This is a genomic window from Methylobacterium sp. WL19, from assembly GCF_008040005.1.
Lineage (GTDB): Bacteria > Pseudomonadota > Alphaproteobacteria > Rhizobiales > Beijerinckiaceae > Methylobacterium > Methylobacterium bullatum.
The window spans coordinates 1-13018 of sequence record NZ_VRVC01000134.1; the positions used below are offsets into that span (position 1 = coordinate 1).

At 66.3% G+C, this 13018-nt stretch carries 8 protein-coding genes and 1 pseudogene; 8 read left to right on the forward strand and 1 reads right to left on the reverse strand.

Annotated features, from left to right (window positions below; all coding sequences use genetic code 11):
• Positions 1-206, reverse strand: a pseudogene (locus tag FV220_RS20775) (hypothetical protein); the annotation flags it as partial.
• A gap of 260 nt (positions 207-466) precedes the next feature.
• Here FV220_RS20775 and FV220_RS20780 point away from each other — a divergent pair.
• From FV220_RS20780 to bcsA, 8 genes are all read left to right on the forward strand, one after another.
• The gene (locus FV220_RS20780) at positions 467-1114 is read left to right on the forward strand and encodes a response regulator transcription factor (RefSeq protein WP_147833075.1); all 648 of its coding nucleotides are present in this window, start codon (positions 467-469) and stop codon (positions 1112-1114) included.
• A 312-nt stretch (positions 1115-1426) separates the two neighbouring features.
• Entirely contained in the window at positions 1427-1780 is a 354-nt protein-coding gene (locus FV220_RS20785; protein WP_056147848.1) for a hypothetical protein, read from the forward strand.
• A gap of 173 nt (positions 1781-1953) precedes the next feature.
• On the forward strand, positions 1954-3576 hold the full coding sequence (locus FV220_RS20790) for a hybrid sensor histidine kinase/response regulator (protein WP_147833076.1): 1623 nt from the start codon (positions 1954-1956) through the stop codon (positions 3574-3576).
• 41 nt (positions 3577-3617) lie between these two features.
• A complete protein-coding gene (locus FV220_RS20795; protein WP_056147842.1) occupies positions 3618-3965 on the forward strand; it encodes a hypothetical protein in 348 nt (115 codons plus the stop codon).
• Between the two features lie 1090 nt (positions 3966-5055).
• The gene (locus tag FV220_RS20800) at positions 5056-6114 is read left to right on the forward strand and encodes a zinc ribbon domain-containing protein (protein WP_147833077.1); all 1059 of its coding nucleotides are present in this window, start codon (positions 5056-5058) and stop codon (positions 6112-6114) included.
• A gap of 213 nt (positions 6115-6327) precedes the next feature.
• Complete coding sequence (locus tag FV220_RS20805) at positions 6328-8889, forward strand: response regulator (RefSeq protein WP_147833078.1); 2562 nt, start codon at positions 6328-6330, stop codon at positions 8887-8889.
• Positions 8890-9393: 504 nt separating this feature from the next.
• On the forward strand, positions 9394-10089 hold the full coding sequence (bcsS, locus tag FV220_RS20810) for a cellulose biosynthesis protein BcsS (protein WP_051074350.1): 696 nt from the start codon (positions 9394-9396) through the stop codon (positions 10087-10089).
• Between the two features lie 299 nt (positions 10090-10388).
• Complete coding sequence (gene bcsA, locus FV220_RS20815) at positions 10389-12839, forward strand: UDP-forming cellulose synthase catalytic subunit (protein WP_187273479.1); 2451 nt, start codon at positions 10389-10391, stop codon at positions 12837-12839.
• Positions 12840-13018: the final 179 nt, after the last annotated feature.

Sequence of the window (13018 nt, forward strand, 5' to 3'; positions counted from 1 at the left end):
GTTTCGGCCGGCCGGCCGCTGCCCCTGCCGCCGTCGCGCGGGGCGGGCGCTTGCGAGACGGCGGGAGCCTGGCGGCGTTCGCCCTCCGGCACCGTGATCCGAAAGGTGTAGGGGAGCGTCCGACCGTTACTGAAGGTCACGTCGACGGACAGCGTGTCGAGACCGGAAAAGTCGGGTCGAGCCGTATAGAACTTGGCGCTCAGCATCCAACATCATCAATCTCTCTGGAAACTATTACCGCAAATTTGTGCCCATATTGATATATTTTTGCCATAATATCTGAGGGTGGATAATTCTTATTCTCAAAAGGAGTGGATTCTTTCCTGCCACTAGGCATGAGCAAACTTCTAGTCAGGCCTCGGAAATCGATCTAGTAGTGCACATGAGCTATGCCGCGCCCGGCCCGTGATGGGCATGCCGGCCATCAAACGCTTGGCACGGAACGATGGAAGGTGCTCCCAGTGACATGAGCGTACGCGAGATGACGGCTCGAGGAGCCGAGACCGTCATCGTCGCCGACGACCATCCGCTGTTCCGCGAAGGGATGAGGCACGTCGCCGAACGCCTCTTTCCGGAAGCGCTCGTTCAGGAGGCCGCCACGATGGAGCAGGTTCTGGCGCTCGCCCGCGCCGGGCGGCCACCGAAGACCTTCATCCTCGACCTGCTGTTTCCCGGCCTCGATCCTCGCTGTTCGATCCGCAGCTTGCGTGAGGAGTTCGAAAAGGCGTCGATCGTCGTCGTCTCGATGATCGACGACGAGGAGTTGATCCGTACCGTGATGGCCGAAGGGGCGGACGGGTTCATCGGCAAGGCGCTGCCCGCCAGCGAGATCGCGCTGGCGATCACGGCGATCGACGAGGGTGAGTTCGTGATCCGGCGAGCCGCCACCTCGGAGATCGCCGTGACGCACAGCCCCCTTCCGTCCTTGACGCAGCGTCAGCGGGACGTTCTGCGCCTCGTCGCGAAGGGACGCACGAACAAGGAGATCGCCAGGGAACTGGACATCTCTCCCTTCACCGTCCGCATCCACGTCTCGGCCCTGTTGCGCGCCCTCAACGTTCCGTCTCGTTCGGCCGCTGCCGCGAAGGCGGCCCATGCCGGGATCTGGAGATGACCGGCTCCGGCCGGGCCGGAACCGGATCGTACACGTGCCCTATGTAGGCTTGGCCGGGATTGTGGCAAAGCCCGATGCCATGATGCGATCCGGTCAAATCGCTGGGCGTTCAGCGCATCGAAGCATGGCGGCTGCCGTGGCCCTGGTGGGATCCGCCGCCGTGACATACGCCCTCGAGCCCCCTCGCTGGCAGCTGAAGGGCGTGGAAACGCTGACTTCACGGATCGGGACGGGAAACGGGAACGGGGATGCACAGGAGGTCGACGAAGCCCGCGGGTCGGTGGTCAGGACGATCAGCCGGAAGGCCTGCTGATGGGACTTCGCCTCAAGTCATACGGGACGGCAGGGTCGAACGGCTTCTCCATCCTTCTCCTTCGGTTCCGGGAGGTCCCCCTGCATTGGGCGTTCGTCGGCGAGGTTCCTGCCGGTTCCGAAGAGATGGCCAGCTGCCCGCCTGAGGACGAGGGGGCCTGCCGGTTCGGTGCGAGCAAGGGCCTCCTCGACATCCCGCCGGAGGATTCTGCGGGGCTCCTGTCCTGGCCGCCGATCCGCGTCGCGCTCACGGGCACGGGCACGGTGAGGGGACAGGATGGAAAGGTGCGCGCCGCCACGGACGCGGATGACCGCGTCTACCGGATCGACGAGGCCGTGGGCGCATACCGCTAAGATGGGCAGGAGGCCGCGGACATCGAAATGCGCCAAACGCTCGTGTCCCGTCTCCTCGAGGAGATTCCAATGCCGAATGGCGAGCCCCCGGCCGCTCATCGCTCTCGAACGACCTTCCGCATGAGCGGATCCCAGACGGGCGCCCCGACGAGGCCGGTCCACCGGTGAGGGACATGAACCGCGAGCGGGACGAGGATTCCGGTAACGAGAAGGCGCAGGCGTTCATCCGGATCGTCGTGATGGGATGCGTCGACCTGTACGTTCTGACCCGGGTCTTCGCCGGGATCGCCGGCCCCGACCTGAAGATCATCGCCGTTCTCCTGACGGTCCACTGGCTTCTCGCGGTCGCGATGTATCTTTGGATCTCGCGACATCCGGGCAGCAGTCCAAGACGGCGCGGCCTCGCCTTCGCCCTCGACATCGGTGGGATCACCTACACGATGGCCTACGGTGGCGCGCCGTTCCTCCCGCTTTACGTCATCGTCCTGCGCATGATCGTCGGGAACGGGTTGCGGTTCGGTCTGACGGCTCTGAAGATCTCGACGGTCGCCGGGCTCGTCTCGATCGCGGTGACGACCTCCGTCAACGCGTACTGGCGCGACAACCCCTTCCTCGTTCTCACGTTTGTCCTCACCACCATCTTGGTGCCGACCTACATCTATGATCTGCTGAAACGCCTGCGCGGCGCCTACGAACGCGAGCAGGAGGCGAGCCTGTCCAAGTCGCGCTTCCTGGCTCAGGCGAGCCACGATCTGCGTCAGCCGATCCACGCCATCAGTCTGTTCACCGCCTGTCTGCGCAGCGCGAAGCTTGGCGCCGGGGAACTGCAGATGGTCGACAACATCGAGCGGTCTCTGCAAAGCGTATCCCGGCTGTTCAAATCGCTCCTGGACATCTCGACGCTCGACAGCGGCAAGGTGCAGCCTCGCCTCGAACCGGTCGAGATCAACGAGATCATTGACGAGGTTCTGCGCCAGAATTCGCAGGCCGCTCAGATCAACGGGATCGAACTCCGCAGCGTGCCCTGCAACGTCGTCGTCGGGACCGATCGGGCGCTGTTCACGACGATGCTTCAGAACATCGTCAACAACGCGATCAAGTACGCGCCGGGCGGCGCGGTTCTCGTCGCCTGCCGGCGGCGCCGGAATGGCCGGCTCGCCGTCCAGGTCTACGATCGCGGGCCCGGCATCCCCGTCGAACATCAGGCCAAGGTCTTCGAAGAATTCTATCAGGTTCGCCGACGGGGCGATTCTGACATCGAGGGCGTCGGCCTGGGGTTGCCGATCGTCCAGCGCCTCGGCCGACTCCTGGGCGTGGAGGTCGAGCTCCGCTCGATACCGGGGCGCGGAACCTGCGTGACCTTCGACAATCTCCCGATCATCCCCGAGCCGGTTGCCGCGAAGGCTTGGCACGCGCTCGATCCGCCCGCGACGCTGCGGGGCTTGCGGGTGCTGCTGGTGGAAGATGACGAGGCCGTCTTGATCGCGACGGCGAGCCTCCTGCGTAGATGGGGGTGCCAGGTGCGAGCCGAACTCGCGATCCCGGGCGCCGTCGCCGATCTGGATCTCCTGATCACCGATTTCGATCTCGGACATGGCGTGACGGGAACGGACTGCATCGCGGCGATCCGGATTCTCTCAGGCCGCGACGTACCGGCCCTGGTGATGACCGGCCACGACCAGGCGTGCGTACGCGAGGATCTGGGGGCGCCGGACATTCCGATCCTGTCGAAGCCGGTGCGGCCCGCCGAATTACGGTCGGTCATCGTTTCGCAACGGATCAGGATGCGTGCGTGAAGGGGCCGGCTGTTCCAGCCAAATGTGAGAAGGAATAGGATATGATCGATAGAGGGTATCTGATCGCCGCGGCGTTTGCCTTCGGCTTCGTTCTTTCCGCTCCGGCGTGGGCTCAGAATGCGCCGAAAGGCTATTACGAAGCCATGGCCGAGGCGGGCGGTCAGCTCGATGCCTTCGGAGTGGCATGTGGCAAAATCGATCGGATCACAGCAACGACACATCGCTCCAAACTGCAGCAGGATTTCGCCACCAAGGGGCTGTCGGCGGTGGAATTTGCCCGGATCTATGACAAGGCGTTCGACGCGATGACCGTAGAGACACAATCGAATCCCGCTTCTCTGAAGGCGAGTTGCGACAAGATTTCTAAGATCGTCACCCCCCCGAAGTGATCGCGGTTCGTCTGATGTCATGGCGTCCGGCGGTCGTGCGCTTCCAACGGTGCGGCCGTGCCTATCGGATCTGATCCATGTCGATTGCCGGAGGTCGGCAGGAACGCTCCCAGATCGGAGACCATCGTCGGCAAGAGCAGTGCAACGGCAGGTCCCTTGAGGTCGCGTACAAAATTCTGCGCCGTGCACGTGGTCGCAATCGCCCTGCTCAGCCCGGTTTCGTCGCCGGCCTCAGAAGTGGATCGGCCTTGAAGCGTGACCCCGCCTCGACGTGTGATTCAATGTATAAATCAATGCTTTAAGCTATTTCGCGAGAAGCGAGATCTTTCAGCGCTTATTCTCGCCGGGCGTCCTCGTTGGACAGCCTGGGCCGGTGGGCCACTTCTCAAACCCGCAGGTTCGTCTTCGACGGAACTCGCCCCTGGCGCAGGTCGATGCGGGATCGTTGGGCCGCTGCGACTGGAAGGTCCATGCCCTCCGAGGCGGACCGTCCGGGTCTCCGTCTTGAGGTACCAGGCCCCCCTTGCTTGCCCACGCGCAGCACCAGGCCGCGCTCCTGCTCGTCGGCCCGCTCGTGAGCGCGCCCCTCCAACCGGCCTGACGCCACAAGTTTCCGTGCGGCCTCGACGTGGCGTGCGGTGAGTTTGGCGCGCTCGCGTGTCCGGGCGTTCGGGGAGGGCATGCGGGCTCCGGGGTCTGATACCAGTCACGCCAAAGAGAACCCGCGGCAAGGCTCTATACCTACCCGGTCCAGGGATTTTCCCAGCTCACACAGGGGTTTGGCGAGCGGTGGAGAGGATCAGGGAAGGGGGTCGAAAAGGCGCGTCTCAGCTTCCCAAGCTGAATGTCGTCGGTTCGATCCCGATCGCCCGCTCCAGTCCGACGATGTGAAGTCTCGGGCTTTTCTCCGGTACGCTCGACTTTTCGTTCTCCTCTCGGGCCAGCGACCGATCCGTGATCGGCCCCGGCTCGGGTCTGTTCGTGAGGATCGAAGGCGACTACACCCGGCTTCCGGCACCGTCACGCACGTGCGGCGGACCAACCCCGACGTCGCGGATTTGGGGGCGGGGCCTTCGACAGGAATCATCGCATGCGGTCCAGCCGAAGATTGTCCGAACGCTGGTTGACGCTCGGGCTCTGGCTCATCGCCTTCCTCTTTGCCTGGTTCCTCATCGGCCTCGGCTCCCTCGTCGTCGGCGACCTGCCGCAGGTGGAGCACCGCCAGACCCTCGAACAGTTCCTCGACGGGCCGACGGACGAGGCGGCGGCCGAGTCCCTGAAGCGGATCCGGCGGGAGCAGGACGACAACCGACGCCGGACCGAGCAGGAGCAACTCGCCCTCGATGCCGCGCGCTCGGCCTCGGAGGCGGCCCGCGAGACCTTCGCCAATTGGCTGAGGACCCGCGACGCGACGCAGCGCGTCGATCAGGATCCCGACCTGATCGCGCGCACGCAGGCGCTCGATGCCTTGAAGGGGGCCGAGCGGACCATCGAGGAGCGGCTGGAAGCGTTGGCCAAGGCCCGGCTCGATCTCTCCGAGGAGGAGGAGCCGCTCACGCGGGCGGAGAGCGAACGGCGTAGGGCGGCCGAGGTCAAGCTCGGCGCTGCGGAGCGGGAGCAGGAGTTGCGCGTCTTCGGATACCGCCTCGCCCTGACGCTGCCGCTTCTGGCGCTGGCCGGTTGGCTGCTGCTCAAGCGACGGCGGAGCCGCAACTGGCCCTTCGTCTGGGGCTTCGCCTTCGCGGCGACCTTCGCGTTCTTCGTGGAGCTCGTCCCCTATCTGCCGAGCTATGGCGGCTACGTTCAATACGGTGTCGGCGTCCTCGTGACCCTCATCGCCGGCCGCGCCGCGATCGGTGCCCTGCAATCCTACAACGAGCGGCAGAAACTCGCGGAAACGCGCCCGACAGAGGAGCGCCGGGGCGAGATCGCCACGGACCAGGCGCTGGAGCGGCTTGCCAAGAAATCCTGCCCGGGCTGCGAGCGGCCCATCGCCCTCGACGATCCGAGCCTGAATTTCTGCCCGCATTGCGGCCTCGGCGCCTTCGAGCGCTGCCCCGCCTGCGACCACCGCAAAAGCACCTTCGAGCGTTTCTGCCGGGCCTGCGGAACACCCTCGGCCCCCGTGGCGCATCCGGTCGCCACGTGACGACAGAGGGCCACCCGCGGTTCTCCCGGCCTCGGGAAAGGCCGGGGCGCACCGGCGAAAAAATCCCGCTCGGTTCGAAACCCCTCAACGATTGCAACCCACTAACCGTCGAGCTTAAAGGATTTTTTAACGCTGATCGGTATGTTTGATCTCGGCCCGACAGTCTGGAACGCTCTCTCGGCGTGATGTCGAGAACCATCAGCGTGAGATGAGATGAAGAAGTCCGGCTTGAGCCTGATGTCGCTGAAGTCGCTCTATGCCCTGGTGGCGGGAGGCTCCGCGCTCGTCGGCATCGCCGTCGTCGTGGGCAGCATGACGATCTTCGGCCCGGGCCGGACCGACGCGCGCAAGCCCCTCGATGCCGCGCAGACCTCCCAGCGCTTCGCCGCCGCGGTCGATCGCGGGGTCTATGACGTCGTCCAGGATCTCAAGACCCTCGCGATCACCCTGAAGCAGGCGTCCCCGCGCCTCGATGCGGATGAACTGCAGCCGGTGATGAGCGCATGGCTCAGGTTGCGCCCCGATTATGCCGAACTCAACCTCGTGGGCTCGAATGGCCGCGTGAAGGTCGCCGGCAACGATCTTGGATTCGGCCGGGACGTGTCCGGCCGGTCCTGGTTCCTGCGGGCCAGGACCTCCCAGGCCATCGTCGCCGTCCCGTCCCCGGGGGGCAGTGGCCAGACCGTCTTCGACATCGCGCTCCCGGTTTCGGCGACGGTGTCCGGAGGCGACGATGTTCTCGTCGCGCGCCTCAACGAGGCGTGGCTCGGCGATATCGGGGACAAGGTGCTCGGGCCGTCTCGTGGCGCGGGCGGTGCCATGAGCCTGTCCGTCCTCGGCGCCGACGCGCGGCCCGGTTCGGGCCTCATGGCGCAACAGGCGGCCGGTGCACGGGAGGTGGTGGAACAGGCGACGCCAAGCGCTGGATTTCGCGACCTCGGCCCATCGGGCTGGCTCGCCGTGGCGCGGGTGCCGAATGCCGGGCTGCCGCGGAGCCTCGAGGCGGCCCTGCCCGACAATGGCAGCCTGGCGCTGTGGCTGGCGGCGTGCGTTCTCACGGCCTGCGCCGGCTGGGTCGTCGGCGATCGCATCGTGCGACGGCTGAAGCTGATCGGCGAAAGCGAGCAGGACGTCTCGTCGCCCTCGCGCATCGCCGAACTGGTGGAGCACGAGGAGCGTCTCGTCGCGCGGGAGCGCAGCGGCGTCCGCGCCCTGCAGGAGACACGCTCGGCCCTCTCGCGCATCCGGGAGCGCTTCCGCACCTTCGAGGCCATGTCGGGCTGGACCTACTGGGAGATCGACATCGATGCCGGCAGCGTCACCTGGTCCGATCCCGCCACGCGTTCGGCCCATGCGGTCCCGGACCGCGCCGTCGCCCTCACCGACCTGAAGAGCGGCATCGCCCCGGACGACCGCGACCTCATGGATTTCACGATGCAGGCGGCGCTGGATCAGCCCGGCCCGCACGACGTCGTTCTGCGCACCACCGGGAACCTGGCGGAGAATGGCCAGCGTCGCCTCTTCGTTCGCTTCATCCGCGCCGAGGGCGACACGCAGACGGCCAAGCCCACGATCCTGCATGCGCTGAGCCGCGAATTCGTCGGCGAGGCCGTGAAGGACGTGGATCGCGTCGGCGGTTCACCGGCGGAGGGCAGCACCTCTCCGATCGATCGCCGTCGCCGGGAGAGCGACGCTCCCGCGGAATCCCGCACCGGTACCGTCCTGCGCAAGGTGGTGGACGGGGTGATCCACGACTTCAACAACGTCCTCACCATCGTCATCGCCAATCTCGCGACCCTTCAACGGCGTCATGACCTTCCCTCGGATCAGGGGCGCCTGATCGATGCCGCCCTGTCGGGCGCGCAACGCGGATCGAGCCTGACCCGGCGGCTCGTCAACTTCGTGCGCCGTGACGATACCGGCCTTCAGGAGACCGATGTCGGTGTGACGCTGGCCGCCTTCGGCCCGTTCCTCGGCGCCAACGTGCTGCACCAGACCTCGGTCGAGACCCGCGTCCGCCCGGGGCTGGCCAAGGTGCTGTGCAGCGAGAAGGTCCTGGAGGCCGTCCTCCTCAATCTCGCCTTCCATGTCCGCGACATCGGGTCGGAAGGGTTCGCCATCGGCGCCGACGAGAAGGTGTTGACGGACGACGAGGGCATCGCCCTCGCCTCCGGCCGCTACGTGCGGATCGTCCTGGCCAGCGGAACGCCGGGCCGCCATGCCGCCGAGATGCCCTCGAGCGACAGCGAGGCGACCAAGGCGGTGTCGGCCCTCCTCACCCAGGTCGGCGGCGGCTTCCGGCTCCTCTCGGATGGGAGCGGCGGCACGGGCTTCCTCGCGGAGCTCTGGCTCCGGGCCGGAGAGGCGTCCTCGGAAACCGAGGCGTCCGAGGCCGGTGCGCGGATGCCCGCCCTTCGGGTCCTCCTCGTCGACAGCGACAGCCTCGTGCGCCAGAGCTTCGCCGATGCCCTCGTCGATCTCGGTCACGTCGTCGTCCAGGCCGGCTCGGCCGAGCACGCCCTGGCGCTCATCGACGAGGCGAAGGATTACGACGTGATGATCGCCGACTGGGCCATGCCCGTGGTGAGCGGCCTCCAGCTCGCGGTGACCATGACCAACCGTCATCCCCAGATCCGCGTCATTCTCGCGAGCCCGGGGGGCCAGTTGCCGGCGAGCGCCCGCGCCTTCCTGCATATCGAGAAGCCGTTCCGCTATCCCGCACTCGCGGCCGTCATGCGCGAGGCTGCCCGGAAGGCCCCCTCGGCCGCTGCCTGAGACGGGCCGGCGCCCGCATCGTCCCGTGAGCGCCGGTCGGAGACATCGGCCGGCGTCGACCCGAGGGTCGCTTGCCGAGGAAGAGATGGGCCGATGGTCGCCCCCGTCCGGAGCGCGTCGAGCGGATCGCCCGCGTCGAACAACCGGTCCCCCGCCTGCCACCATGTCGACCGGCCGTTCCTGGTGACGCGCGCCATTCGGGGCTGCCGTGAGGCGACGGCGCCCGGTTCAGGGATCGGCCGCCCTGCAACGGATATGTCCGAGTCCGATTGCGGCACGAAATGAAGTCAAGCCGCGCAAGATTTCGGTAAGGTTTCGAGAGGCCGTAAATTCTCGGATGCTGTTAGGTTCCAGTTAACGTTGACGCAACATAAAGGAACCAGCGTCGATGGTAACGGTACCCGCTGAGGGATGCATCCGGGCGCGTCGGGACAACAGGGTCGTGCCGCCATGAACCGCTTTGCAGGTCTTACCGCTGTCCTCATCCCCGCCTTCCTCGGTGGGATGCAGGCGCAGGCTGCGGATTGGTACACGGGTGCCGAGCCGGTCGCCCGCGACGATGCCTGGACGACGGCCGTGGATGCCTCGGCGGCGGTGACCTCGAACAGTTCGGCCTTCGGCTCGGTCACCGGCACCTTCGCGACGGAAGGCACCCTGCTTCAGAGCGGCCCGCGCGTCCGGGTCGAGGCCGTGGCCGGAACCTACAGCTATCCCGGTCAGGGGGTGGGACAGCGGGTCGACGGCTACCAGCAGGAAGCCGCTCTCAGCGCCGGCTACGAGTGGATCTGGCGCGATGCCGCCCTGGCCGGCTTCGTCGGCTTCAACGTGCGGAGCAACCAGCTCTCGATCCTCGATCCGGGCAACCCGGTGGTCGGAACCGGCGTCGGTGCCAAGCTCGCCGCGAATTTCTATGCCAGACCCTCGGAAAACACGATGGTCTCGGCCTACGGCTCCTACTCGACGCAGTTCAGCGCCTATTACACGCGCTTCCGCGCCGGATACATGGTCGCGGACGGGGTGTATATCGGCCCCGAGGTGATGTTCCTGGGCGACAATTTCTTCACCCAGTATCGCATCGGCGCCCATGTCACCGGCTTCTCCATCGGCCCGATCAAGATGGCCGTGGGCGTCGGCTACGTGAAGGACCGGATCCAGGGCGCCGGCTATTATTCCAGCGTAGAGGCCCGGGCTGCGTTCTGACGTCGCACAGGCGGTGTTCCGTTTTGGTGCACCGCACTCTCGTGCATGGCCGCGGCGTCGCAGCTGGCCGGTCCTGTCCAAAACGACACATTAAAAACGCGATTTCTCTATTTCGAGCCTGGCAAGATAATCGCAACCGGTTGGCCGCACTCTGTGCGCGCGGCCCGCCGGGCTCTGTCGTGTTTCGGGATTTGCGAAGTTAAGCATCCTTCCTCACGACAGCTTCATCCAGCCGCGCGATACTTGCCTACGTCGACCCATTGCCCGCCCCCAGAGGGATACTCGTTTTGAGATCTGCATTGCGCTGGACCGTGTGGCTGGTGTCCACGGTCGCCGTACTCGCTCTGCTGAGTCAGCCGATCAGCACGCAGGATCAGCTCGCCATGAGCCTGTGCGCCATGGCGGCGATGATCGTGCTGTGGATCTTCTTCGACAACCCGCCGGCGCGGTTCGTCTTCCTGGCCCTCGGGAGCCTGGTGGTCCTGCGCTACATGTTCTGGCGCGTCACGAACACGCTGCCGTCCCCGTCCGATCCGGTGAGTTTCGGGTTCGGCCTCGTCCTGCTGCTGGGCGAACTCTACTGCGTCTTCATCCTCTTCATCAGCCTCATCATCAACGCCGATCCGCTGCGCCGCAGCACACCGCCCATGGGCGCGCCCGAGGACCTGCCCACCGTCGACATCTTCGTGCCGAGCTACAACGAGGATGCGGGGATCCTCTCGACCACCCTGTCGGCGGCCAAGCTCATCGACTACCCGGCCGACAAGCTCCACGTCTGGCTGCTCGACGACGGCGGCACCGACCAGAAATGCGCCGATCCCGACCCGGCCAAGGCGCAGGAGGCGATCCAGCGGCGGAGCGAGCTTCAGGCCCTGTGCATGGCGCTCGGCGTCACCTACCTGACCCGCTCGCGCAACCAGCACGCCAAGGCGGGCAACCTCAACAACGGCCTCAAGCATTCCCAGGGCGAGATCATCGTCGTCCTCGATGCGGACCACGTTCCGTTCCGCTCCTTCCTCCGGGAGACGATCGGGCATTTCGCCGCCGATCCGCGCCTGTTCCTGGTCCAGACCCCGCACGCCTTCCTCAATCCGGACCCGATCGAGCGGAACCTGCGCACCTTCGACCGCATGCCGTCCGAGAACGAGATGTTCTACTCGGTGACGCAGCGCGGCCTCGACAAGTGGAACGGGTCGTTCTTCTGCGGCTCGGCCGCCCTCCTGCGCCGGCGCGCCCTGGACGAGGCCGGCGGATTCTCCGGCGTGACGATCACCGAGGATTGCGAGACCGCCTTCGAGCTGCATTCCCGCGGCTGGAACAGCATCTACGTGGACACGCCCCTCATCGCCGGCCTGCAGCCCGACACGCTGGTGGCCTTCATCGGCCAGCGCTCGCGCTGGTGCCAGGGCATGTTCCAGATCCTGATGCTCAAGAACCCGCTGTTCAAGCGTGGGCTCCACCCGATCCAGAAGCTCGCCTACCTGTCGAGCATGACGTTCTGGTTCTTCCCGGTGCCGCGCATGATCTTCATGTTCGCGCCCATGCTGCACATCTTCTTCGACCTGAAGATCTTCGTGGCCAGCGTCGATGAGTCGATCGCCTACACTGCGACCTACATCGTCATCAACCTGATGATGCAGAACTATGTCTACGGAAAGTTCCGCTGGCCGTTCGTCTCGGAGCTCTACGAATACGTCCAGGGCCTCTATCTCTTCCGCGCGATCATTTCGGTGATCGTGTCGCCGCGCAAGCCGACCTTCAACGTCACGGCCAAGGGCGCCGCCCTCGACCAGGACCATCTCTCGCCCATGGCCTGGCCCTATTTCGCGGTCTACTTCATCCTGCTCATCGGCTGCGGCACGGCCCTCTACCGCTACCTGTTCGAGCCCGGCGTCACCAACCTGATGCTGGTCGTGGGCCTGTGGAACTTCTTCAACCTCCTCACCGCCGGCGTGGCCCTCGGCGTGGCGGCCGAGCGCCGGACCACCGAGGCGAGCCCTTCGCTGGCGATCGACCGGCAAGGACGCCTCGTCTTCGGGGGCCGCGCCCTCGATGTGGCCATCGAGCGCGCCTCGGCGCTCGGCTGCACCATCCGTTTCGGAGCCGAGGGCCTGCCGCCGGGGGCCGGGAGCACCCACCGCATGGGCCAGCTCTCCGTGGTTCCCATCGACGGCGCGCCCGTGCAGGTCCCGCTTCCGGTGGAGATCGGCGAGATCACGCAATCGGGCGATGAGGTGGTGGTCACCCTGCAGTTCCAGCCCCTCGATCCCAAGGGTTACGGGGCGCTGGCGAGCCTGATGTACGGCGATGCCGGCGCTCTCCTGCGCTTCCAGCAGAGCCGCCGCAGGCACAAGAACATCCTTTCCGGCACGCTGCAGCTGATCTGGTGGGGCCTGGTCGAGCCGTTCCGCGCGGCGAGCTATGCCTTCAAGGCCGGGCATGCCTCGACGGAGGAGGCCGCATCCAAGGCCGCGAAGGCACCCGCCGTCCTGCCGAAACCGGAGGCGAAGGCCCCCCTCCTGGCCCAGCGCCCGGCGCCCTTCACCGCTCCCGGAGACACGCCTCCCACCCCTCCGCCCGGCCCGTCCGACAATCCCCTCGTCGTCCGCCAGGGATCGAGCCGCATTCCCGGCAGCGAGGCCGCGACGGACTGGGTCCGGCTGATGCTGGAATTCGAGAACGACCGCCTTCTCGAAGGAGCAGGAAAGCAGGCGAACCGCGGGTCCAGCGACCCACTCGTGCGGACGTGAGGGAGATCGCCATGCAGTCCGTTCGCATTCTCACCTGCCTCACCGCCCTCGGCCTCGTCGTGTCGACGCCTGGGAGCCGGGCCCAGAGTTTTCTCGGATCGGGGCCGACCGAGCGCTTCTCGGTCCCCCCCGTGGGTGATGCCATGCGTCGCCCGGAGGCCCCGCCGCCGCCCCGCACC

What these genes read in the sequence shown, in the direction of transcription:
- FV220_RS20780 (WP_147833075.1), top strand. Translation starts at nt 467, where the DNA reads ATGAGCGTACGCGAGATGACGGCTCGAGGAGCCGAGACCGTCATCGTC.
- FV220_RS20785 (WP_056147848.1), top strand. Translation starts at nt 1,427, where the DNA reads ATGGGACTTCGCCTCAAGTCATACGGGACGGCAGGGTCGAACGGCTTC.
- FV220_RS20790 (WP_147833076.1), top strand. Translation starts at nt 1,954, where the DNA reads ATGAACCGCGAGCGGGACGAGGATTCCGGTAACGAGAAGGCGCAGGCG.
- FV220_RS20795 (WP_056147842.1), top strand. Translation starts at nt 3,618, where the DNA reads ATGATCGATAGAGGGTATCTGATCGCCGCGGCGTTTGCCTTCGGCTTC.
- FV220_RS20800 (WP_147833077.1), top strand. Translation starts at nt 5,056, where the DNA reads ATGCGGTCCAGCCGAAGATTGTCCGAACGCTGGTTGACGCTCGGGCTC.
- FV220_RS20805 (WP_147833078.1), top strand. Translation starts at nt 6,328, where the DNA reads ATGAAGAAGTCCGGCTTGAGCCTGATGTCGCTGAAGTCGCTCTATGCC.
- bcsS (WP_051074350.1), top strand. Translation starts at nt 9,394, where the DNA reads ATGCAGGCGCAGGCTGCGGATTGGTACACGGGTGCCGAGCCGGTCGCC.